Source organism: Nocardiopsis sp. CNZ308 (assembly GCF_004217075.1).
This window is the reverse complement of record NZ_SHKJ01000001.1, coordinates 6,256,515-6,278,218: the sequence shown is the minus strand read 5'-3', so window position 1 is coordinate 6,278,218 and position 21,704 is coordinate 6,256,515. Positions and strand designations below refer to the sequence as shown.

Below are 21,704 nucleotides of genomic sequence, written 5' to 3'. Positions count from 1 at the left end.
TGTTCAGGCCGCCGGGGTCGCCCGGTAGCGGTAGAGCCGCGTGGGGTCGGCGCTGAACTGGGAGAAGGGGAAGGGCTCGGCGGAGACTCCGTCGACTCCGCGGCCGAGGAAGGCGCGCGCCACCGCGCTCGCGCTCTGGGCGTAGACGTACAGGGGGACGCCGCGCCCGCGGCACCGTGCCAGGAGCGGGTCGAAGGTGCCGTTGCCGAGGGTCATGCCGGTGGCCACGACGGCGTCGGCCGCGTCGACCACCTCCTCCATGGACTCCGAGACGGGGTCGCCCCAGCGGGTGGTGCGCAGGTTGAGGTCGCAGGGCAGGCACTCGCCGCCGCGTTCGCGGATGGCCGCCACGAGGGGGTTGACGACGCCGATCAGCGCGATCCGCGCGCCCTCGGTGATGGGGACGAGACCGGCGACGGCGGCGTCCCGGGCCCGCGCGCGCTGTTCTGGTGTCCCGGCGGGCAGGGTGACCGGTTCGGCCCGGGGGTCCTCGCGGTGCGGCGAGGTGTGGGCGAGGTGGGCGTCCAGGGCGGCCACCCGCAGGGGGAGGGGTCCCTGAGCGAGCAGTTCGGCCAGCGGGGCGCCCGAGGCCTCGCGGCACAGGTCCGGCGCGATCTGCCCGTCCTCGAAGGCGCAGGCCCCGAAGGCACCGCCGACGCGCACGGCGATGTAGTGGTTGAGGTAGGTGGTGTCGCCCCCGGCCAGGCGGGTGCCGTGGTGGAGCCAGAAGACGCTGGTGGCCACGGTGTCGCCGACCCGGCCGACGGCGTCGCGCAGGAGGTCGTCGAGGGTCATCTCCCGGCCTCCTGGAAGCGGAACAGGTAGGTCAGGACCCCGTCGCCCCAGTCGTGCCGGTGGTGGACCCCGGCCCGGAAGCCGGTGGCCTCCGCGTGGGCGACGATGCGGCGCAGGTCGGCGGTGTTGGAGGCGATGAGGAAGACCTCCGCGCCGGGGGCCAGCAGCGGGCGCTCGGCCAGCTGGGTGAAGAACTTCTCCGTGATCGCCGCGCCCACGCACACGTTGCGCACGACGTCGGGGTCGGTGCTGACCGTCTGGCTGACCGCGGGCGGGTTGAAGGTGACCACGTCGAGCCCGGTCCCGTCCGGGAAGCCCTCGAACATGTCGCCGGTCACGGGGACGAGTTCGGTGGCGGTGCGGTCCCCGAGCAGGCGCGCGAAGTTGCGGGCGGCGGCCTCGACGCTGGGGGCGTGGACGTCGGCGGCGTGGACCCGGCGGGCGCCGCGGGCCCCTGCGGCGACGGCCTCCACGCCCAGGCCCACGCCCATGGCGGCGTAGCGCCGTCCGCGCACGTCGATGTCGTCGTCCAGGATGCGCTGGTGGATCATCCTGCTGGTCCCGCCGGGGAGGAAGACGCCGGGCGGTACCTCGAACCCCCAGCCGTTCCAGGTGTAGGAGCGGGTGGTGTGCAGGTCCTCTCGCGGCGGGTTGACGGCGAGGATCTGTTCGGCGGGCAGCGGTGGGGGCAGTTGGTCCACGAGGGAGCGGTCCACGGTCGTCCTTCCAAAGGGGGTCGGGAGTAACACGGGACACCAACGGGGAGCGCCGGATGTTCTGAGTACCGGAGTCCGCGCGCTATTGTAGATAAAACGATAACCATTGTCATTAGTGGGGTCGGAGTTCGCGTCCCCGGGGGTGTGTTCCGTGGACCCGGGCGCCGCGCGGCGGACGGGCCCGCGACGGACGCGCCCGGGCGGGGCGGCGCCAGCGCGCCCCGCCGGTGACCCTCCGCGGAGAGGACGTGGAAAGACGTGGCCCACCCCCAGCAGACCGGCACTGTGCCCACGGCCCCACCGCGCGCGCACGTGTTCTCGGACCCCGCCTTCCTGCGCCTGTGGTCGGGGAGCACCGCCTCGGGACTGGCCACGTGGGCCATGCCGTTCATCCTCGGCCTGGCCGTGCTGGACGGATCGCTCACCGCCATGGGGCTCGGCCTGCTCCTGGCCACCCGTACCGGCGGCTTCCTCCTGGCCCTGCCGCTCGGCGGCCTGCTGGCCGACCGGCTCTCCCGCCGCGCGGTGGTGCTGTGGGCAGGGGTCCTCGCGGCGGCCGCCACGCCGCTGGTCGCCGTGGGCGTGGCGACCGGAGCCCTCGCGCTCGCGGCCGTGGCCGCGGCGGCCGTGGGCGCGGGCCAGGGAGCCTGTAGACCCGCCTTCCAGGCGCTGACCGCCGAGGTCGTGGACGAGCCGCGGCGCCAGCGCGCCAACGCGGCGCTCACCATCTCCGTGCGGGTCACCACCCTGGTCGCCCCGGGGGTGACGGCGCTGCTCTCCACGGTCCTGGGCGTGCACGCCCTCCTCCTGGTCACCGCCGCGCTCTGGGCCGTCGCCGCACTGGCCCCGCCCCGGGGCCGGAGCGCGCCCGCCCCGGGGGCGGTGCCCGCGCGCGGCTTCTCCCTGGTCGCCGACTTCCGGGACGGGCTGCGCGAGGCCCGGCGCCACACGTGGTTCCTCGCGGGGCTGGGCGCCCTGACGGCGGTGATCGCCACCGGGTACTCCGCCACGGGCGTGCTGCTCCCCGTGGTCAGCCGCGACACCTACGGCACCGAGGCGGTGCTGGCGGGCGCGCTGACCGCCTACACCGGCGGCGCGCTGGCCGGGGCGCTGCTGATCGGGCGCTGGCGCCCCTCCTCCCAGGGGTGGGTGGCGCTGGCGGGCCTGGCCCTGTACGGCCTCGCGCCGCTGAGCCTGCTCCTCCCCGTGGGCCCGTGGACGGTGTTCGCCGCCTACGCCCTGGCGGGGGTCGGGATCGAACTGTTCAACGTCCCGTGGTTCACCGCCGCCCAGCGCGAGGTCGCGCCCGACAAGCTCGCCCGCGTCTCCTCCCTGGACTTCCTGTTCTCCTACGGCCTGGCCCCGGTCGGGCTCGCGCTGATCGCCCCGGCCACCCAGGCCTTCGGCACGGAGGCGGTCCTCGTCGTGTGCGCCGCCCTGTGCTTCCTGGCCCCGGGGGCCGCGGCGCTCGCCCCCGGTTCGCGCCACTTCGCCATGGGAGGCCGCGGGGCCCCGGCCCCGCGGGCCGCCTGACCGGGAAGGCGCCCCCGGCGACCCGGCGGGGCGGCGCCGCGGGCGTTCACCGGCCCCGTCCCGCGCTGTCGCCGCGCGCCAGCAGGTACAGCAGGAAGGGGGCTCCCAGCACCCCGGTGACCACCCCGACCGGAAGTTCGCTCCCCCCGAAGGCGGTGCGCGCGACCAGGTCCGCGCCGGCCGTCAGGAGCGCTCCGCAGGCGGCGCAGGCCAGCAGCCCGAGGGCGCGTCCGCCCAGCAGCCGCCGCACGATCTGCGGGGCCACCAGGGCGACGAACGCGACGGGACCGGCGACGGCGGTGGCCGTGGCCGCGAGCGCGGCGGAGGTGAACAGCAGGGCGCCCCGGGCGAGCCGCACCCGGCCGCCCAGGGCGGTCGCCGTGTCCTCCCCGAGCTGGAGCAGGGACAGCGGCCGGGCCAGCAGGAGCGTGGTCGGCGCCAGGACGGCCAGCGCCACCGCCACCGTCACCACGTGCGGCCAGTCCCGGTTGGCCAGGCTGCCGGTGAGCCAGAGCATGGCGCGCTGCGCCGTGGTGAGCTCCGTGCGGGTCAGCAGGTACGACGTCACCGCGCCCAGCATCGCGGTGACCGCGATCCCCACCAGGACCAGCCGCTGCCCGCTGACACCGCGCCGGTAGGCGAGCAGGTACAGCAGGAACGCGGTGGCCACGGCTCCCGCCAGCGCACTGGCCGCGATCGCCGCCGCCGTGCCGCCGAAGACGACGATGGCGAGCACCGCCGCCGTCGTCGCGCCCGCGCTGACCCCGATGACGTCCGGGCTGACCAGCGGGTTGTGCGCCAGCCGTTGCAGCAGCGCCCCCGAGAGCGCCAGCGCGGCGCCCACACCCAGCGCGGTGAGCACACGCGGCAGCCGCATCTCCACCACCACGTGCGTCACCATCACCCCGGCACGGCCGGTGAGCGCGTCCACCACCTCGCCCACACCCAGCTCGAAGTCCCCCAGGGTCAGCGAGACCAGGGCCACCGCCGAAGCCAGGGCGGTGAGCAGGCCGCCGAGCAGTACCGCGGGCCAGTACACCCGCACCGACAGTCCGCCCAGGCGGGCCGCCCCCGTCCGGGGGCCCAGGACCCCGGAGCGCGCCGTCACGGCCCCGTCACCCTTCGCCCGCGCACCAGGAGGACGAAGAACGGCGCACCGATGAGAGCGGTGAGGACGCCGACCTGCAACTCCTCCGGACGCGCCACCACCCGGCCCGCGACGTCGGCCGCCAACAACAGGACGGGCGCCAGCACCGCCGACCAGGGCAGCACCCAGCGGTGGTCGGGGCCGACCAGGACCCGCGCCGCGTGCGGCACGGCGACGCCGACGAAGCCGATCGGACCGGCCACGGCCGTCGCCGTTCCCGCCAGGAGCACCACCGCCAGGGCGCTCGCCCCGCGCACCAGCCACAGCCGTGTCCCCAGGGAGCGGGCCAGCTCGTCGCCGAGCGCCACCGCGTTCAGGGACCGGGCCACCGCCACCGCCGTCACCAGCCCGGCGGCCAGGAACGGCAGCGCCTGGAGCAGCGCCGCGCCGTCGGCGCCCGCCAGCGAGCCCACCACCCAGAACCGGTACTCGTCCAGGCTCGCGCGGTCGCGCAGGACGATCGCCGAGGTCAGCGAACCCAGCAGGGCCGAGACCGCGGCTCCGGCGAGCGTGAGCCTGACCGGACCGCCGCCCTCCCGGCCCAGCGACCCCACGGCGTAGACCGCGCAGACCGCCGCCGCGGCGCCCACGAAGGCGAAGCCGACGTAGCCCAGCAGCGCGGACACCCCGAACACGCTGATCGCGAGGACCGCCGCCAGGGAGGCGCCCGCGTTGATGCCGAGGACGCCGGGGTCGCCGAGGGGGTTGCGGGTCACCCCCTGCGCCAGGACCCCGGACACGCCCAGGGCCGTGCCGACCGCCAGCCCGGCCAGGGTGCGCGGCACACGCAGGTGCCGCACGACCAGGTCGGTGTCCGAACCGGTGAAACCGGCGTAGGCGAGGTACACGTCGGCCACGGACAGCCGCTCGTAGCCGACCAGGACCGACGCCAGCAGGGCCGCGGCCAGGACCAGCAGCGCCACCGCCAACCCGGCGACGCGGGCGCGGGCACTGACGAGCACCCCGGGACCGTCGGCCGCGGCCCGCAGCCGGCGCCGGACTCCCGAGGGCACGGTCGTCACGGGCCTCTCCGCCACACGGGGGGCCATCGGCCCGCCTACCCGAACAGGCCGGGGTGCAGGATCCGGGCGACCGTCTCCACCGCGGCCGCGCTGCGCACACCCGCGGAGCGGTCGGCGAAGGTGAACTCCTCCACCTGCTCCTCGGTGACCGCGGTCAGGTTGGCCAGCACGGGATCGGCCGTGATCCGCTCCACGTCCGGGGCGGCGTCGGCGGCGGTCATCCGCGCGTCGCAGCACACGTCGACCAGGATGAAGTCGGGGTCGCGCGCGATCACGTCCTCGACGGCCACGTCGTGGTTGCGCCCGCCGTCCAGGTCGGCGAAGGCGTTGACGCCTCCGGCCAGGCGGATGATCTCGGTGGAGAAGTCCTGCCCGCCGGCCACCCGGAACCCCTGGTCGCTGGGGCGGCCGACCATCACCGAGGGCCGGTCCTCCTCGGGCACGCCGCCCTCCAGGGCCTCGGTGACCCCGCCTATCGTGCCCTCCATGTGCGCGATGACCTCCTCGGCGCGCTCGCGCGCGCCGAACAGGGCGCCCAGGTCCCGCAGGTCGGCGTAGACGTTGTCCATCGTCACCGAGGCCGGGTCGATGGTCGCGTCGGTGCGCCCGTCCCCGCTCGGGCACAGCGGCGCCGGGATCCAGCTGCCGATGCCCAGCTCGCCCAGGGAGGCCCGCGTACCGAGGTTCTCGTCGGTGAACACGTCGTTGAACCCGGCGAGCACGAAGTCGGGCCCGTGGCTGAGCAGTTCCTCCCGGCTGGGCAGGTTGGGGTAGTACTCCTGCCCGGCCTGGGCGTCGGCGTACTCCTCCAGGACGGCGGCGTCCAGGAACGCCGTCCCCACCAGGCGGTCGCTGAGGCCCAGCGCGTGGGCGGTCTCGATGGCGGGCTGGTAGGCGGCGAACACCCGTTCCGGCGGGCTGTCCGCGGCCACGTCGACGCCGCAGTTGCGGATCGTCTCCCCGGCGGCCTCGGGGGAGGGGGCGGCGGAACCCCCGCCGCAGGCGGTCGTGGCCAGGAGCAGGGCGAGGGCGGCGCAGGCGGGCAGGCGGTACCGGACCGCGCGTGTCCCGGTGGGCTTCATCGAACAAACCATCCTTCGTGGTCTGATGACGCGGACGGTCGCAGCCGGTCTCCTGGCTCCCGGAGTCGGGCTCTCGCCCCGCGCCGCTCCCCCTTCCCGGGCCGTGTCCGGCCCGGTGGCGTGTGGGAGGCGCCCTCCGGTCACAGTGGCGAGGACCGCGCCGGACTTCCACCGGCTTCCCGTGCACTGCGACGTCGACGATATGGACTTGTGCTGACAGTCAACGGGCCACGGTAGTGCACGCGGGTCCCCTCCGCGAGACCCGCTCCCCTCCCGACCGACGGCCGGACCCCCGTGAGCCGCCCGACCGGAGGGGGGGAGGACCCGGCGGGGCGGGAGCCCCGCGCCGTGGCCCGCACGGCCGCCGCACCCGGACCGGGCGGGGCACCGTCCGGACGCGTGGCCGGGCCGGGACCGGGCATAGAGGGCCCATGGAACTGATCACGGTGGAGGACGTCCGCGCCGCCCGGGAACGCCTGCGCGGGGAGGTGGTGCGCACCCCGCTGACGGCGGGCCCCGCCGGAGGGCCGCCGTTCCTGCTCAAGCCCGAGAGCCTCCAGCCCACCGGGGCCTTCAAGCTGCGCGGCGCCACCAACGCCGTCGCCCTGCTCGACCCCGGCCAGCGCCGGAGCGGTGTGGTGACCCACTCCTCGGGCAACCACGGCCAGGCGCTCGCCCACGCCGCCGCCCGGCACGGGGTGCCCTGCACCGTCGTCGTCCCCGAGGGCGCGCCCGGGGTGAAGGTCGACCGCATGCGCGCCCTGGGCGCCCGCATCGTCATGGTCGCCCCCCGGGAGCGGGAGGCCACCGCCCGGCGGCTCCGGGACGAGGAGGGGCTCGCCCTCGTCCCGCCCTTCGACGACCCGCGCGTCATCGCGGGCCAGGGCACGGTCGGCCTGGAGGTCCTGGAGCAGTCGCCCGAGGTGGCGACCGTCGTCGTGCCCGTGGGCGGAGGCGGTCTGGCCTCGGGGGTGGCCACCGCCGCGCTGGCCGCCGCGGGCCCGCGCCGCGTCCGCGTCGTGGGGGTGGAACCCGAACTGGCCGCCGACGCCGCCGAGAGCCTGCGCACCGGAAGCCTGGTCACCTGGCCGCCCGAGCGCACCCACCGCACCATGGCCGACGGGGTGCGCGTGTGCCTGTCCGAGCTGACCTTCGCCCACCTGCGCGCCCGCCTGGACGGGGTCGTCACCGTGACCGAGGAGGAGATCGCCCGCGCCGTCGCCGCCCTCGCCCACGGGGCGCGCCTGGTCGCCGAGCCCAGCGGGGCCCTGGCCGCCGCCGCGGTCCTGGCGGGCCGGGTGCCCACCGCGCCCGGCCGCCCGCAGGAGACGGTCGCGGTCGTCTCGGGGGGCAACGCCGACCCGGAGCTGTTCGCCCGCCTGGTGGCGTGAGCCGCGCGACCGTGCGGGGCGGAGGCCGTCCGCCGCAGGTCGGGGGCGCCGCCCCGCCGGGGCGGCGCCGGTGTCAGGCTCGGGAGCCCCCGCCGCCGGTGGGCCCGCTCCCGTTCACGCGCTGCCGCTCGCCGGCGCGCGCCGCCACGGGGTCGTCGCGTCCGGCGGCGCGCGCGGCACGGTCCTCGCGGCGGCGCATGGCCATGTCCGACAGGGCGGCCAGACCGAAGGCGATGACGACGGCGGCGACGATCAGCACGGTCCACAGCGCGGTACCGAAGGAATCGGGGTCGATCATGGGTGCTCCGAGGGGATCGGGGGTTGGACGTGCCGACAGCCCAACCGTAATAGGTGTTAACTTTCGGGCCGAGCGTCAGCGGCGGTGAACTGGGTCATACGCGCGCCACCGCGCGCCCGCCCGCAGCACGTCCGTCCGCCGCACATGGCGAGGGGTCCGGGACGGCGCCGCGGCACCGTCCCGGACCCCTCGCCAGGCGGATCCGGATCCCCTTACAGGATCGAACCGGGGGAGTAGGCGGCCGCCTCCGGGTGCGCGGCCACGATCGCGTCGATCCGCCCCACCACGGCGGCCACCTGGTCGGCGGCGGCGCCGGTGAAGGTGATCCGGTCGGCCAGCAGCGCGTCCAGCTCCTCGCGGCCGAGCGGGAAGCGCTCGTCCTCGGCCAGGCGGTCCAGCAGCCGGTTGCCCGCACCCTCCTGGCGCATGGCCAGGGCCGAGCCCACCGCGTGCTCCTTGATCAGCTCGTGGGCGGTCTCGCGGCCCACCCCGGCGCGCACCGCGGCCATGAGCATCTTGGTCGTGGCCAGGAACGGCAGGTAGCGGTCGAGCTCGGCGGAGACCACCGCGGGGAAGGCCCCGAACTCGTCCAGCACCGTCAGCATCGTCTCCACCAGCCCGTCGAAGGCGAAGAACGCGTCCGGCAGGGCCACCCGGCGCACCACCGAGCAGGACACGTCGCCCTCGTTCCACTGGTCCCCGGCCAGCTCACCGGCCATGGACGCGTACCCGCGCAGGATCACGGTCAGCCCGTTGACCCGCTCGCACGAGCGCGTGTTCATCTTGTGCGGCATGGCCGAGGAGCCCACCTGGCCCTCGGCGAACCCCTCGGTGACCAGCTCGTGCCCGGCCATCAGGCGGATCGTCTTGGCCAGCGACGAGGGACCGGCGGCCAGCTGCACCAGCGCGGTCAGCACCTCGAAGTCCAGCGAGCGCGGGTAGACCTGGCCCACGCTGGTGAAGCGCCGCTCGAACCCGAGGTGGGAGGCCACCTCGTCCTCCAGCGCGCTGAGCGCGGCCCGGTCCCCGCCCAGCAGGTCCAGCATGTCCTGCGCGGTGCCCACCGGGCCCTTGATCCCGCGCAGCGGGTAGCGGGAGATCAGCTCCTCCAGCCGCCCGTGGGCGACCAGCACCTCGTCGGCGATCGACGCGAACCGCTTGCCGAGCGTCGTGGCCTGCGCCGCCACGTTGTGGGAGCGGCCCGCCATCACCGTCTCGCCGTACTCGGCCGACAGCCTCCCCAGCCGCGCCAGCAGAGCCACCACCCGGTCGCGGGCCAGCAGCAGGCTGTCGCGCACCTGGAGCTGCTCGACGTTCTCGGTCAGGTCGCGCGAGGTCATGCCCTTGTGCACGTGCTCGTGCCCGGCGAGGGCGTTGAACTCCTCGATGCGGGCCTTGACGTCGTGGCGGGTGACCCGCTCGCGCTCGGCGATGGAGGCCAGGTCCACCTGCTCCAGGACCTTCTCGTAGTCCTCGACCACACCGGCCGGGACGTCCACGCCCAGACGCGCCTGGGCGCGCAGCACGGCCAGCCACAGCCGCCGCTCGGCGACCACCTTGTACTCGGGGGACCACAGCCGGGTCAGCTCCGCGGACGCGTAGCGGGCAGCCAGGACATCAGGGATCAGCGGTTTCGCACTCACGTCGTCCGACCCTATCGTCCTGAGCTGCGGCGCACGCGCGGCCACTCCCCCCGAACGCCCCGAGAGCGGACCGGCGGCGACGCGGGGCGGTCGGCGAACGCCCGGATCCGGGGCCGGAAGGTAGGGCCAGCCCCACCCCCGACCCGGTGGCGCAGCCGGTTCCGGCCTGCGCCGGGCCTGTCTAACGTTGTCCCATGACCACTCCCGCGGAGCCCCCGAACGCGCCGCGCGCCCTGTTCCAGGCGCTCGCGACGAGGCGTTTCCTGCTCACCTCCTGGCCCTGGCGCGGCCTCGCCTACAGCGGCAGCACCGTCCTGGTGGCCTCCGTCCTGTTCTTCGTCGCCTCGCCCGTCCTGGCCCCCTGGGCGGCGCTGTTCATGGCCTGGACCGGAGGGATCGAGGTCTCCGCCGACTACGGCGGGATCGTGCTGGTGCTGGCCCTGTGCCTGGCATTGACGTTCCTGTTCGGCCCGCTGGTCGCCATCCCCCTGGGCGCGCTGGAGCGCTGGCGCCTGGGCCTGGTCGGGGGCGGCCCCCGCGAGAGCGGGCACCGCGAACCGGTCCCCGGGCTGTGGGGGTGGGTGCGCACCCGCTACACCGAGGCCGCCACCTGGCGGGAGGTGGCCTACGCGGGGCTGATGCTCCTCCTGGCGGGGGTCAACGCCATGCTCACCGGCTTCCTGCTGCTGCTCGTGATCGTCCTGGCCTCCGGCCCGCTCCTGCTGGACGACAGCCCCGGCTCCGTCGTCGACCTCGGCCCCGTGAGGCTCACCTCCAGCGCCGAGGCGATGCCCTACACCCTCCTGGCCCCGCTGCTGCTGGTCGTCCTGCTCTACGTGTCGGCGGCCCTGGCGTGCCTGCACGCCCTGCTGGCCCGCGCCCTGCTGGTCGGCCCGCCCAAGGGGGTCCTGCACGCCGAACTCAACCAGGTCACCGAGTCGCGGGCCCGCCTGGTCAACGCCTTCGAGTACGAGCGCAGGCGCATCGAACGCGACCTGCACGACGGCGCCCAGCAGCGCCTGGTCGCCCTGTCCATGGACCTGGGCGTGGCCCGCCTGGACCTGGAGGAGGGCAGCGAGGCCGACCAGCGCGTGGTCGCCGCCCAGGCCAAGGCCGACGAGCTCATCACCGAGCTGCGCGAGCTGGTGCGCGGCATCCATCCCCGGGTCCTCACCGACCGGGGGCTGTCCGCCGCCCTGGAGGAGCTGGCCGACCGCTGCCCCGTGCCCGTGACGGTGCACGCGCGGATCGGCGGACGCCTGCCCGCGCACGTGGAGGGCACGGCCTACTTCGTGGTCGCCGAGGCCCTGACCAACGTCTGCAAGCACACCGGGGCCGACGCCGCCACCGTGCACGCCAGCACCGCACCCGGCGCGCCGGGCCGACCCGACACCCTGCTGGTGGAGGTCACCGACCACGGCCCGGGCGGCGCCGACCCCGCACGCGGGTCCGGGATCACCGGGCTCAGGGACCGCGTCGCGGTCATGGGCGGCACAATGGAGCTGTCCAGCCCCCAGGGCGGACCTACCCGAATCCGAGTGGAGCTTCCGTGCGGACCCGTCCCCCCGACCACGCTGGCGTGACCCCCGACGCGCCCCCGGTGCCCACCGTCCTGGCCGAGGACGGCGTGCTGCTCAGAGAGGGGCTGTCCGGAATCCTGGAGCGCTTCGGCTTCCCCGTCGTGGCCTCGGTCGGCGACGCCGAGGCACTGGTGTCGGCCGTCGCCGAGCACGAACCCGGCCTCGTGGTCACCGACATCCGCATGCCGCCCGGCTTCACCGACGAGGGGCTGCGGGCCGCCGTCCGGCTGCGCCGCGAGCGCCCGGGCCTGGCGGTGGTCGCGCTGAGCCAGTACGTGGAGCTGAGCTACGCCACCGACCTGCTCGACTCCGGCAGCGGCCAGGGCGTGGGCTACCTGCTCAAGCAGAGGGTGGGCGACGTCCGCGAGTTCGCCTCCGTGCTGCGCCGGGTGGTGGACGGCGAGACCTTCGTCGACCCCGAGGTGGTCCGCCAGCTGCTGCGCCGCCGCGCCGACCCGCTGGAGCGCCTGACCCCGCGCGAGCGCGAGGTCCTCGCCCTGATGGCCGAGGGCCGCTCCAACGGGGCGATCGCCCGCCACCTGGTGGTCAGCGACGCCGCCGTCGGCAAGCACGTGGGCAACATCCTGGCCAAGCTCGACCTGCCCCCGGACGACGGGGTGCACCGCCGCGTCCAGGCGGTCCTGGCCTACCTGCGAGGCCGCCCCGCCTGAGCCGGGGCCGTCCCCCGCACGGCGGGGACGGCGCCCCCGGTGGCCGCGCCACCGGCACGGCCACCGGCGGTGCCGGGCGTTCAGCCGGACTCGGCCGCGCACCAGTCGATCATGACGGCGGTCTCCCCGCCCACGACCCAGCCGTCGTGCCCGGGCGGGATGAAGGCGACGTCGCCCCGCCCGAACTCGCGCTCGGTTCCGTCGTCCATGCGGCAGGCCAGGGTGCCCGAGACCACGTAGCCGCAGTGGGTCCTCATGCAGCTGTCCGTGCCCTGGAGGGGCCGCAGGTGCTCGGACCAGCGCCAGCCGGGCATCAGGGTCAGGCGCGTGACCGCCCGTCCGCCGACGCGGACGACCTCCATACGCCCCCGCTCGAACTCCTGGGTCTGCTCGGCCTCCTCGAACCGGGCCCCCTGGGGGGTGTCCACGGCCCCCTCGTCCCAGGCCTGGACCACGGACTCGTGCACGATGCGCCCGTCCCGCAGGTCCAGCATGGCCATGCTCATGACCTTGCCGCCGTCGGGGTAGGTGCACCGCTCGGTGACGGCGACGTGCTCGCCGTCGGACACGCACTGGAGCACCTCATGGGTCATCTCGCGCGAACAGACCTCCCGCAGGGCCTGCCCGATCTCCTCCCTGCCGCGCAGGACCGTCGGGGCGCTGGGAGGAGTTCGCCGGTCGATCATCTCCATCCGGGCGTCGTCGCTGTACTGGGCCGCCATCGCCTCGGCGTCGGCCGACTCCACGGCACGGATGTACCGGTCGGTGTCGAAGGACGGGTGGGCCTGGGGTGGGGCGGACATGGCTCGCCTCCTCGGCTCCCGGTGACCGCCCGCGGACCGGGCGGTCCCACTACCCAGACTGCTCCCGGGCCACCCCCCGGTTCGCCCAAGGCCCGGTCACGAGTCGGCCGCGTCGCGGACCCGCCGGGAGGCGGGGGAGCGCCGGACCTATCGTGGAGGTGCAGAGCCGTCACGGCGCGAACTCCCCCCGCAGCCCGTAGGAGACCGGATGCAGCCGACCGTCGCCGCTCCCGAGAGCGTCACCTGGAAGATCCACCTGGACCGGTCGATGTGGGTGGCGGGCGTGCGCGCCCTCATGCTCCAGGCCCTGCACCCCGTGGCCATGCAGGGGGTGTGGCAGCGCTCGGACTTTCGCTCCGACCCCACCGGCCGCCTGATGCGCACCGCCCACTTCGTGGCCGTCACCACCTACGGCAGCCCCGCCGAGGCGGACGCGCTCGGCGAGCGCGTCCGGCGGGTGCACCGCGCGCTGTCCTTCACCGACCCGGCCACCGGCCGCCCGCACCGGGTGGACCAGCACGACCTGCTGGTGTGGGTGCACTGCGCGGAGGTCTCCTCCTACCTGGAGAACGCCGTGCGCGCGGGCGTCGCGCTGACCGCCCGCGACGCGGACCGCTACCTCGACGAGCAGTCGCGCACGGCCGCCTACGTGGGCCTGTCGCGCGAGGACGTGCCGCGTTCGGTCGCCGACCTGCGCCGCTACCTGGCCTCGGTCCGACCGGTGTTGCGCGCCACTCCCGAGGCCCGGCAGGCGGTGCGCTTCCTGCTGTGGCCCAAGGTGCCCGAGCGCCTGTCCTGGCTGGCCCCGCTCAAGCCCCTGTGGTTCCCGGTCGGCGCCCTGTCCTACGCCACCCTGCCCGCGTGGGCGCGCCGCGCCTACGGGGTCCTGCCCGAGGCGCCCGGCGGGGACGCGGCGGCCACCGCGTCGCTGCGGGCCCTCAGAGCGGTGCTCAACCGGGTGCCCGAGCGCTACTACAACCTCCTCTTCGACGAGGCCACCGTGCGCAGCGCCGAGGAGGCCAGGCGGCGGCTGCTGGAGGCCGGGTACGAGATCGAGAACGGGTTCGGGTCGATGCGCGCCCGCACCCCGGCAGGGGCGGTCGCGCCTTCGCGGGGCCGGCGGACCGGGCCGGGGCGGCACCGCGGGTAGCGTGGAGGGGTTCCCGTGGACCGAGGGGGCCGCGATGAAGCGCCGTGTACGCCAGTACAGCCTCGTCATGGGAGCGTGCCTGGCCCTGTTCGCCGGCGCGCTGCCCGTCTACTACCTCTTCGGCGCGGGATGGGCGGTGGCCATGTGCGCGGTGGCGGCCGTCCTGCCGCCGGTGGCCGCGGCCCTGGGCAGCATCGCCGACCCCGACGACCCGGAGGACCGCGACAACAGGTACGGGCCCAACGCCGACTGACCGCCCGCGCAGGTCCGTCGGGGCGTACGGCCCGCGTCGCAGGTCCGATGATCCGACGCGTAGTATTCCGGCGGAACCGGGCACCGCGCGCCGACACGGCGGCGGGAGGTCCCGTCGGCCACGGGGAGGAACGCGTGACACACACCAGTGCCGAAGGCGTTGCAGAGGGCCCGCGGACCAGTGCGGTCCGCATGCTGCGCGTGCGCCACGACGATCCGCGCGTGCGGGGCCTGCTCGACGGCCTGCTGGAGGAGTACACCGAGCGCTACGGCGCCGAGGGCGCGGCCGACGAGCTCGCGCGCTACCCGGTGACCGAGTTCGCCGCTCCCCACGGCCGCCTCGTACTGGCCGAACTGGACGGGGAGATCGTCGCCGGAGGGGCCGTGCGCCCCTACAAGAAGGACCGGGCGGCCATGGCCGACACCGCCGAGTTCAAACGCGTCTGGACCTCGGGGCGCCACCGCCGCCTCGGACTGGCCAGCCGGGTGATGACCGCCCTGGAGGAGGCCGCCCGCGACCTCGGCTACACCCGGGTCCTGCTGTTCACCGGTCCCGCCCAGCCCGAGGCGGTCGCCTTCTACACGCGGATCGGCTACCGGCCGGTCGATCCGGCCGACATCGACGAGCTGCCCCACCGCACGGCCATCCCCTTCGCCCACGACCTCGTGTGAGGAGGCGGGCGCCCGGTGACCGGAGAGGCCTCCCCGGAGGGCGGCGCCCGGGGGTGCGGCCGTCCCCGGCGGGCTCCGGCGCGGCCCGCCGCGCCGCCGCCGGAGGGGCCGGACGCGTTATGGCTTCCGGTATGTCCGCGCGACGGCCGCACCCCGGGGCCTCCCCGTACGATGGGTGCCCAGGGCCGCCACAAGCGGCCACGACGCCCGACCCGCGAGGAGACGCACGACGTGAGCGAGCAGCAGCGCCCCCAGGACGAGACGAACGCCCCCGTGTTCAGTCCCCGCAAGAACGGGCAGGCGCAGTCGGTCTCCGACGAGCTCGCCGCGTGGATGACCACCGGGTGGGCCGACACCGAGCGTCGCGACCTGGAGCCCGTCGAGCAGGCCGGGCACACCGCCCGCCGCCGCGCCGCGCTCAGCGCGGCCTTCCCCGGTGACCGCCTGGTCGTCCCGGCCGGGCAGCTGCTCACCCGCTCCAACGACACCGAGTACCCGTTCCGGGCGGCCACCGATTACGCCTACCTCACCGGCGACACCTCCGACGGCGGCTGCCTGGTGTTCACGCCCCGCGCCGAGGGCGGGCACGACGTGGTCCTCTACCTCAAGCCCCGCTCCAACCGCGACAACGGCGAGTTCTGGCTGGGCGGCTACGGCGAGCTGTGGACCGGCCGCCGCAACAGCCTCTCCGAGGCCGCCGACCTGCTGGGCGTGGCCACCGCCGACGTGACCACGCTGTCCGGCGTGCTGCGCGCGGGCGGCGCGACCACCCGCATCGTGCGAGGCCACGACGCCGAGCTCGACGCGATCGTCGACGGGCTGCGCGCCGACGCCGACGAGGAGGCCCGGGCCAAGTACGCCCAGCTCGACGAGGACCTCTCCGTCACGCTGGCCGACCACCGCCTGGTCAAGGACGAGTGGGAGATCGCCCAGCTCCAGCTGGCCGTGGACGCCACCGTGCGCGGCTTCGGCGACGTCGTCAAGGCGCTGCCGCAGGCCAAGGACACCTCCGAGCGGTTCATCGAGGGCACGTTCTTCCTCCGCGCCCGGGTGGAGGGCAACGACGTCGGCTACGGCACCATCGCGGCCTCCGGCGCCAACGCCACCACCCTGCACTGGACCCGCAACGACGGCCCGGTGCGCGAGGGCGACCTGCTGCTGCTGGACGCGGGCGTGGAGACCACCACGCTGTACACCGCCGACGTCACCCGCACCATGCCGGTGTCGGGCACCTTCACCGACGTGCAGCGCCGCGTCTACGACCTGGTGTACGCCGCCCAGGAGGCCGGTATCGCCGCCGTCGCCCCCGGCAGGCCGTTCGTGGCCTTCCACGAGGCCTCCCAGCGGGTGCTCGCCGAGGGCCTCGTCGAGTGGGGCCTGCTTGAGGGCCCGGTCGAGCGCGTCCTGGAGCTGGGTCTGCAGCGCCGTTACACCCTGCACGGCACCGGCCACATGCTGGGCATGGACGTGCACGACTGCGCGGTCTCGCGCCAGGAGGTCCACCTGTACGGCGACCTGGAGCCGGGCATGGTGCTCACCGTCGAGCCGGGCCTGTACTTCCAGCCCGACGACCTGACCGTCCCCGAGGAGCTGCGCGGCATCGGCGTGCGCATCGAGGACGACGTGCTGGTCACCGAGGAGGGCCGCACGGTCATGTCGGCCGGTCTGCCGCGCTCCTCCGCCGAGGTCGAGGCCTGGCTGGCCGAGCGCCTGCCGCGCTGACCCCGTCCGGACACACGACGGGACCGCCTCCTCGGGGGCGGTCCCGTCGTCGTGTGCGGCGGGCGGGAGGAACGCGTACGCGCCCCTCCTCGCGCCCAAGAGTGGCCCATGCCTCGCCACAGCACGTTTGGGCAGGTGGGTGTGCGGCCAGCGGGAGGGGGAGGGCAATCCACCGAGGAGGAGGTTCCACCCCATGGCAGAGCACACCCGAGGAACCCGGCCGCGCGTCTTCGCCTCGCCGGGGCGCTACGTCCAGGGCCGGGGCGCCCTGGCCCGGCTGGGCCCGCTCGTCTCCGACCACGGCTCCCGCCCGCTCGTCCTGGTCGACGACGTCGTCCGCGGACTGACCGAGGAGGTCCTCACCGCCTCCTTCCGCGAGGCGGACCTGCCCCTGGTCTTCGAGGACTTCGGCGGCGTTCCGACCAGGGCCGAGGCCGAACGCGTCTCCGGGACGATCCGGGACGGGGGCCACGACGTGGTCATCGGCCTGGGCGGCGGAGCCGCGATCGACACCGCCAAGGCCGCGGGGGACAACGCGGGAATCCCGTGGGTCAGCGCGGCCACGGTGGCCTCGACCGACGCGCCCACGTCGGCGCTGTCGGTGGTCTACACCGAGTCCGGGGCGTTCGAGTCCTACCGCTTCTACGACCGCAACCCGGCGCTTGTGGTGGTCGACACGCAGTTCGTGGCCGAGGCGCCCACCCGGTTCCTGGCCGCCGGGGTCGGGGACGCCCTCGCCACCTGGATCGAGGCGCGCGCGGTGGAGCGGGCGCACAGCACGAACATGGTGGAGGGCCTGCCGACCCGGGCGGGCACGACCCTGGCGCGCCTGTCCTGGGACATCCTGTGGGAGTCGTCCCTGCCCGCGCTGGAGGCGGTGGACCGCGGCCTGGTGACCCCGGACGTGGAGGCCGTGGTGGAGGCCACCACGCTGCTGTCCGGCCTGGGCTTCGAGTCCGGCGGGCTGGCCGCCGCGCACGCGGTGCACGACGGGCTGACGGCGGTGGACGAGACGCACCACCTCGCCCACGGGGAGAAGGTCAACATCGGCTCGCTCACCCAGCTGGTGCTGGAGGGCGCCCCGGCCTCGGAGGTGGACGACTTCGCGCGGTTCACGGCCCGCGTGGGCCTGCCGACCACCCTGACCGAGGCGGGGCTGGGCGACGCGGACGACGAGGTGCTCGACCGGGTCGTGGCCGCGGCGACCGCGCCGGAGGAGACCATCCACAACCTGGCGTTCACGCCCTCGGCCCGGGACGTGCGCGACGCCCTGCGCGCGGTGGAGGCGGTGGGCCGCCGCGCCCGCCGCGAGGCCGGGCTCGGGGAGCCGCAGGCGCCCGGGGCCCACTGACCGCTCGCGGGGCCGGGCCCTCGGTCCGGGGCGGCGGCGCCCGTCCGCCGGGCCGGGCGCCGCTTTCGCGCGTCGGGCCGGTCCGGTGCGCCGGGTTCAGTCCAGCGGCCCGGCCAGCCGGGCCAGGTCGGCCTCCAGGTGCCCGGCCAGGAACGCCCTGGTCCGGGCCGCCCCGTCCGGCGCGTGCCCGCGCGGGGTGGGTTCGGTGAACATGATCAGGTACAGGTAGACCCGGTACAGCGCGAGCCTGCGCAGCAGCCCGGGGGAGAAGTCGACGCGGCCCCCGGCCTCGCGGTAGCCCGCCAGGAGCGCGGTGTCGTCGCGGACGTCGCCGAAGAGCGCCAGGGACACCAGTTCGGCCGCCGGGTCGCCCCAGAAGGCGCGCTCGGCGTCGACGATCCCGCTGAGGCGGGGCGCGCCCCCGTCGCCGCCGGTCCCGGTGAGCAGGACGTTGCCGTCCCACAGGTCGAAGTGGGTGAGCACGGGGGTTCGCACCGGGGCCAGGTGCACGAGGTTGGCCGAGACCAGCCGCAGGATCCGCGCGCCGCCGCCGGGCAGCGCGACCGAGAACCGGTCGGCGTCGGCCACCACCGCCTCCGCCATCGCGCCGAAGGCCTCCGGCCAGGTGGGCGCGCTCAGCGCCTCCCGCCCCGGGTAGCCGAACCCGTCGCCGGTGACGGTGTGCAGCGCCGCCACGGCCCGCCCCAGCTCCCGGCGCACCCCGGCGGTCCGCTCCGGCCCCAGGTCGGCGCGGACCCCGTCCAGGGGGACCCCGGGCAGGTGGCTGAGGAACAGGTACGCGCGGCCCGGATCCCCGGGAACGGTGCCCAGGTGCAGCACCTCGGGCACGAGCGGGCCGCACACGGGACGCGCCCGCTCGTGGACCAGGGCCTCGGTGGCCGCGATGCCGTGCTCATAGGTGAGCCGGGGCCGGTCCGAAGGGGGCGCGAGCTTGAGCACCGACCGGCGGCCGTCGGCCAGGACCACGCGGTGCACGGAGTTGTAGGTGCCGCCGGTGAGCACCGCGCGTTCGCGCACGCGGGCGCCGTCGCCGAACGCCGCGCGCACGAGTGAGCCGAGGAGGGCGTCGTCGGGGTCGGGGGCGGGGGAGGGGAGGGGCATGCCCACACCCTAGTTCTCCCCGGCCTGGCCCCGCGGGACGGTCCGGTCGGCCAGGGGCTGACTGCGCGCCGAAACCACCGTTGGGGACCGGAAGGCCGTCGGAGCGAAAACCCCTCACGCCACACCGTCAACATTTCTGGTCGAGGGCCGAACGGCCTCGCCGGGGAGGCGCACGCGTCCGTGCGGCCGTCGTCCGAGGTCACCCCCGCGGGCCCGGCCGGTCCGGCGGTTCCGGCGGCCGCGAGCGGGCGCGGCCCCCGCGCCCGCGAGGTTTCACGGGGGCCGAACGGGATAGCCGGGATAGCACCCGGCCGCGTGCGGCGGCCGAAGAACGAGGGGGCACCGACCATGGGCGCATCATCGGGCGCGGCCCGCGCGCTGCTGCTGGGACTGGCCGCGGGCTCGCGGAGCACGCTCGGGGGCGCGCCGCTGTGGCACTCCGCCGGGAAGGGCAAGCGCGCGCTCATGGCGCTGGCCGCGCTCGGGGAGTTCTCCGGGGACAAGCTCCCCGGCATCCCCAGCCGCACCGCCGCGCCGAGCCTGACGGCCAGGGTGGTGAGCGCGGGCACCGGCGGCGCCCTCCTGGCCCGGGGAGCGGGTACCTCGCCCGCCTTGGCCGCCGTCCTCGCCGCCGCGGCCGCGCCGGTCGGCACCCTGGCGGGGGTGGGGTGGCGGCGGTACTGGAGCGGTACGGGCCGCCCGGCCTGGATCGGCGGCGTGGTGGAGGACGCCTGCGCCCTGGCCCTGGCGCGCACCGCCTGCCGGGGGCTGCCCGCGGACGGCTCCGACCGCGGCTGAGGGGCGGCCGCCCCGGTCGCGGTCCGCGTGACGCCCGGCCGGTCACGGCGTCCGCTGCGGTCCCCTTCCTCCCCCGCGTCGGACCGGACCCGGCGACCGCTCCGGTCACACTCCGTTTACGGTCGGGTCGAATCCGGCATCTGCACCGGTCACACTCCACCCGCCGCGCACCCGGGACCGGCACGGGGCCGCCGCGGCGGGTTTGCTGCGCGGATGGCGTGGTTATGGTCCAGAACACACCGCTGTTCCGGGAACGGGCGGATAGTTTGGAGCGTTGGGTTACCTCTGGGGAGGTTCCGCGAACCCTCCGGACGAACCCTTTCGAACACCACAATCTGAGGACATCTGTGACCGGGCAGCCCACTCCATCCACGGCCGAGACCGCTTCGGCCCCACCCCAAGACGACAAGAGCGCGCGGGCGGGGCGCCTGATCATCCCGCTGCTCCTGGTCTCGGCGTTCGTGGTGATCCTGAACGAGACGATCATGGGCGTGGCGCTGCCCGCGCTCAACCGGGACCTCGGCATCTCCGTCTCCACCGGACAGTGGCTGACCTCGGCCTTCATGCTCGTGATGGCCGTGGTGATCCCTGCCACCGGGTTCCTGCTCCAGCGCTTCCACGTGCGCCAGGTGTTCATCACCGCGATGACGCTGTTCAGCGTCGGCACGCTGCTGTGCTTCCTCGCCCCCGGCTTCGGTTTCCTGCTCGTGGGCCGCGTGGTCCAGGCGGCGGGAACGGCGATCATGATGCCGCTGCTCATGACCACCGTGCTGAACCTGGTCCCGTCGGACCGCCGCGGCCGCACGATGGGCAACATCTCCATCGTCATGTCGGTCGCGCCCGCCGTCGGCCCGACCCTGGCGGGCCTCATCCTCAGCGTGCTCGACTGGCGGTGGATGTTCGGACTGGTCCTGCCCATCGCGATCCTGGGCCTGGTCCTGGGCGCCCTCTTCATCCGCAACGTCACCGAGCCGCGCGCCGCCAGCATCGACGTCCTCTCGCTCCTGGTGTCGGCGCTGGCCTTCGGCGGGCTCGTCTACGGCTTCTCCGGCCTGGGCGAGGGCGAGGCCACCGCCGTGGTCCCGCCCTTCGCCTCGATCGGGGTCGGCGCCGTCGCGCTGGTGCTGTTCGTGTGGCGCCAGCTGCGCCTCCAGCGCCGCGACCGCGCCCTGCTGGACCTGCGGGTGTTCCGCTCCAAGCAGTTCTGCGTCTCGATCGGCCTGGTCGTGATCAGCTTCATGGCCCTGTTCGGCACCCTCATCCTGCTGCCGGTCTACATGCAGAACGTCCTGGGCCACGACACGCTCGTCACCGGCCTGTCCCTGCTGCCCGGCGGCCTGGTCATGGGTCTGCTCGCCCCGGTGGTGGGCCGCCTCTACGACCGCGTCGGCCCGCGCCCCCTGGTCATCCCGGGCTCGGCGCTGGTGTCCCTGGTGCTGTGGGGCATGACCCTGCTCGACGCCCAGACGCCGGTCGGCTTCGTCATCGCCGCCCACGTGACGCTCAGCATCGGCCTCGGCTTCATGTTCACCCCGCTGCTCACCGGCGCGCTGGGGTCGCTGCGGCCCGAGCTGTACTCGCACGGCAGCGCCGTGGTCGGCACCGTGCAGCAGGTCGCGGGCGCCGCCGGTACGGCGATCTTCATCGCTATCATGTCCGCCACGTCGGCGGGCCTGCTCACCGACGGGCTCACCGAGGTCAACGCCCAGGCGGGCGGCGTCCACGCGGCCTTCCTGGTCGGCGCGGTGGTCTCCGTCGTGGCCTTCGCGCTGACCTTCCTCGTGCGGCGCTCGCAGGCCGCCGCCCCGGAGGGCGGCGCCCCCACCCCGGCCCACTAGGGGTCGCGGGGTCCGCGAGGGCCGCGGACACGCAAGAAGGGGCGTCGGGGAACCGGTCTTCGCGGACCGGCTCCCCGGCGCCCCTCGCCGGTTCCACGCCTTCCGCGTGAACGGACGG

20 protein-coding genes and 1 riboswitch are annotated in these 21,704 nt (G+C 75.3%); of the genes, 11 read left to right on the top strand and 9 right to left on the bottom strand.

Annotated features, from left to right (window positions below):
• Window positions 1–3 precede the first annotated feature (3 nt).
• Both EV372_RS27115 and EV372_RS27110 read right to left on the bottom strand, forming a co-directional pair.
• Window positions 4–795 (bottom strand): Rossmann-like domain-containing protein, encoded by a 792-nt coding sequence (locus tag EV372_RS27115; RefSeq protein WP_130398391.1) that lies wholly within the window; start codon window positions 793–795, stop codon window positions 4–6.
• Complete coding sequence (locus tag EV372_RS27110) at window positions 792–1,511, bottom strand: class I SAM-dependent methyltransferase (RefSeq protein WP_130398390.1); 720 nt, start codon at window positions 1,509–1,511, stop codon at window positions 792–794. Before EV372_RS27110 ends, EV372_RS27115 begins: the two co-directional genes overlap by 4 nt.
• A gap of 258 nt (window positions 1,512–1,769) precedes the next feature.
• Between EV372_RS27110 and EV372_RS27105 the strand changes: the two genes are divergently transcribed.
• A complete protein-coding gene (locus EV372_RS27105) occupies window positions 1,770–3,044 on the top strand; it encodes an MFS transporter (protein ID WP_130398389.1) in 1,275 nt (424 codons plus the stop codon).
• A gap of 46 nt (window positions 3,045–3,090) precedes the next feature.
• On the opposite strand, the gene EV372_RS27100 is transcribed toward EV372_RS27105, so the two are convergent.
• From EV372_RS27100 to EV372_RS27090, 3 genes are read right to left on the bottom strand one after another with little or no spacing between them, the layout of a single operon-like run.
• Entirely contained in the window at window positions 3,091–4,152 is a 1,062-nt protein-coding gene (locus EV372_RS27100; protein ID WP_130398388.1) for an iron chelate uptake ABC transporter family permease subunit, read from the bottom strand.
• Window positions 4,149–5,240, bottom strand: coding sequence for an iron ABC transporter permease (locus tag EV372_RS27095; protein WP_130398387.1), 1,092 nt, complete (start codon window positions 5,238–5,240; stop codon window positions 4,149–4,151). The genes EV372_RS27100 and EV372_RS27095 overlap by 4 nt, the downstream gene beginning before the upstream one ends.
• A gap of 8 nt (window positions 5,241–5,248) precedes the next feature.
• Window positions 5,249–6,295: an ABC transporter substrate-binding protein gene (locus tag EV372_RS27090; protein ID WP_130398386.1), complete on the bottom strand. Its 1,047-nt coding sequence runs from the start codon at window positions 6,293–6,295 to the stop codon at window positions 5,249–5,251.
• 25 nt (window positions 6,296–6,320) lie between these two features.
• Window positions 6,321–6,501: riboswitch (cobalamin riboswitch) on the bottom strand.
• Between the two features lie 225 nt (window positions 6,502–6,726).
• Here EV372_RS27090 and EV372_RS27085 point away from each other — a divergent pair.
• Window positions 6,727–7,686 carry a threonine/serine dehydratase family protein gene (locus EV372_RS27085; RefSeq protein WP_130398385.1) on the top strand — a complete coding sequence of 320 codons (960 nt, stop codon included), beginning with the start codon at window positions 6,727–6,729 and terminating at the stop codon, window positions 7,684–7,686.
• A 73-nt stretch (window positions 7,687–7,759) separates the two neighbouring features.
• Here EV372_RS27085 and EV372_RS27080 read toward each other — a convergent pair whose 3' ends face one another.
• The gene (locus EV372_RS27080) at window positions 7,760–7,984 is read right to left on the bottom strand and encodes a histidine kinase (protein ID WP_130398384.1); all 225 of its coding nucleotides are present in this window, start codon (window positions 7,982–7,984) and stop codon (window positions 7,760–7,762) included.
• Between the two features lie 212 nt (window positions 7,985–8,196).
• A complete protein-coding gene (gene purB / locus EV372_RS27075; protein ID WP_130398383.1) occupies window positions 8,197–9,627 on the bottom strand; it encodes an adenylosuccinate lyase in 1,431 nt (476 codons plus the stop codon).
• 194 nt (window positions 9,628–9,821) lie between these two features.
• Between purB and EV372_RS27070 the strand changes: the two genes are divergently transcribed.
• Entirely contained in the window at window positions 9,822–11,210 is a 1,389-nt protein-coding gene (locus tag EV372_RS27070) for a sensor histidine kinase (protein ID WP_130398382.1), read from the top strand.
• Complete coding sequence (locus EV372_RS27065) at window positions 11,177–11,878, top strand: response regulator (protein ID WP_130398381.1); 702 nt, start codon at window positions 11,177–11,179, stop codon at window positions 11,876–11,878. Before EV372_RS27070 ends, EV372_RS27065 begins: the two co-directional genes overlap by 34 nt.
• Before the next feature lie 80 nt (window positions 11,879–11,958).
• On the opposite strand, the gene EV372_RS27060 is transcribed toward EV372_RS27065, so the two are convergent.
• On the bottom strand, window positions 11,959–12,681 hold the full coding sequence (locus EV372_RS27060) for a nuclear transport factor 2 family protein (protein ID WP_130398380.1): 723 nt from the start codon (window positions 12,679–12,681) through the stop codon (window positions 11,959–11,961).
• Between the two features lie 208 nt (window positions 12,682–12,889).
• Between EV372_RS27060 and EV372_RS27055 the strand changes: the two genes are divergently transcribed.
• The 5 genes from EV372_RS27055 to EV372_RS27035 all read left to right on the top strand — a co-directional run bounded on the left by EV372_RS27055 (window position 12,890) and on the right by EV372_RS27035 (window position 17,828).
• Window positions 12,890–13,831, top strand: coding sequence for an oxygenase MpaB family protein (locus tag EV372_RS27055; protein ID WP_253793677.1), 942 nt, complete (start codon window positions 12,890–12,892; stop codon window positions 13,829–13,831).
• A gap of 34 nt (window positions 13,832–13,865) precedes the next feature.
• A complete protein-coding gene (locus EV372_RS27050) occupies window positions 13,866–14,084 on the top strand; it encodes a DUF3099 domain-containing protein (protein ID WP_130398379.1) in 219 nt (72 codons plus the stop codon).
• A 134-nt stretch (window positions 14,085–14,218) separates the two neighbouring features.
• Window positions 14,219–14,755, top strand: a complete 537-nt coding sequence (locus tag EV372_RS27045) for a GNAT family N-acetyltransferase (protein ID WP_197044328.1) — start codon at window positions 14,219–14,221, stop codon at window positions 14,753–14,755.
• Between the two features lie 231 nt (window positions 14,756–14,986).
• Window positions 14,987–16,477, top strand: coding sequence for an aminopeptidase P family protein (locus tag EV372_RS27040; protein ID WP_130398378.1), 1,491 nt, complete (start codon window positions 14,987–14,989; stop codon window positions 16,475–16,477).
• A gap of 193 nt (window positions 16,478–16,670) precedes the next feature.
• The gene (locus EV372_RS27035; protein WP_130398377.1) at window positions 16,671–17,828 is read left to right on the top strand and encodes a glycerol dehydrogenase; all 1,158 of its coding nucleotides are present in this window, start codon (window positions 16,671–16,673) and stop codon (window positions 17,826–17,828) included.
• A 96-nt stretch (window positions 17,829–17,924) separates the two neighbouring features.
• Here EV372_RS27035 and EV372_RS27030 read toward each other — a convergent pair whose 3' ends face one another.
• Entirely contained in the window at window positions 17,925–18,950 is a 1,026-nt protein-coding gene (locus EV372_RS27030; RefSeq protein ID WP_165436043.1) for a phosphotransferase family protein, read from the bottom strand.
• Window positions 18,951–19,298: 348 nt separating this feature from the next.
• Here EV372_RS27030 and EV372_RS27025 point away from each other — a divergent pair, with 348 nt between their 5' ends.
• Window positions 19,299–19,748, top strand: a complete 450-nt coding sequence (locus EV372_RS27025; RefSeq protein WP_130398375.1) for a hypothetical protein — start codon at window positions 19,299–19,301, stop codon at window positions 19,746–19,748.
• 347 nt (window positions 19,749–20,095) lie between these two features.
• Window positions 20,096–21,586, top strand: a complete 1,491-nt coding sequence (locus tag EV372_RS27020; RefSeq protein WP_130398374.1) for an MDR family MFS transporter — start codon at window positions 20,096–20,098, stop codon at window positions 21,584–21,586.
• Window positions 21,587–21,704: the final 118 nt, after the last annotated feature.

What these genes read in the sequence shown, in the direction of transcription:
- EV372_RS27085 (WP_130398385.1), top strand. Translation starts at nt 6,727, where the DNA reads ATGGAACTGATCACGGTGGAGGACGTCCGCGCCGCCCGGGAACGCCTG.
- EV372_RS27035 (WP_130398377.1), top strand. Translation starts at nt 16,671, where the DNA reads ATGGCAGAGCACACCCGAGGAACCCGGCCGCGCGTCTTCGCCTCGCCG.
- EV372_RS27050 (WP_130398379.1), top strand. Translation starts at nt 13,866, where the DNA reads ATGAAGCGCCGTGTACGCCAGTACAGCCTCGTCATGGGAGCGTGCCTG.
- EV372_RS27090 (WP_130398386.1), bottom strand. Translation starts at nt 6,295, where the DNA reads ATGAAGCCCACCGGGACACGCGCGGTCCGGTACCGCCTGCCCGCCTGC.
- EV372_RS27095 (WP_130398387.1), bottom strand. Translation starts at nt 5,240, where the DNA reads ATGGCCCCCCGTGTGGCGGAGAGGCCCGTGACGACCGTGCCCTCGGGA.
- EV372_RS27030 (WP_165436043.1), bottom strand. Translation starts at nt 18,950, where the DNA reads ATGCCCCTCCCCTCCCCCGCCCCCGACCCCGACGACGCCCTCCTCGGC.
- EV372_RS27060 (WP_130398380.1), bottom strand. Translation starts at nt 12,681, where the DNA reads ATGTCCGCCCCACCCCAGGCCCACCCGTCCTTCGACACCGACCGGTAC.
- EV372_RS27080 (WP_130398384.1), bottom strand. Translation starts at nt 7,984, where the DNA reads ATGATCGACCCCGATTCCTTCGGTACCGCGCTGTGGACCGTGCTGATC.
- EV372_RS27025 (WP_130398375.1), top strand. Translation starts at nt 19,299, where the DNA reads ATGGGCGCATCATCGGGCGCGGCCCGCGCGCTGCTGCTGGGACTGGCC.
- EV372_RS27055 (WP_253793677.1), top strand. Translation starts at nt 12,890, where the DNA reads ATGCAGCCGACCGTCGCCGCTCCCGAGAGCGTCACCTGGAAGATCCAC.
- EV372_RS27070 (WP_130398382.1), top strand. Translation starts at nt 9,822, where the DNA reads ATGACCACTCCCGCGGAGCCCCCGAACGCGCCGCGCGCCCTGTTCCAG.
- EV372_RS27115 (WP_130398391.1), bottom strand. Translation starts at nt 795, where the DNA reads ATGACCCTCGACGACCTCCTGCGCGACGCCGTCGGCCGGGTCGGCGAC.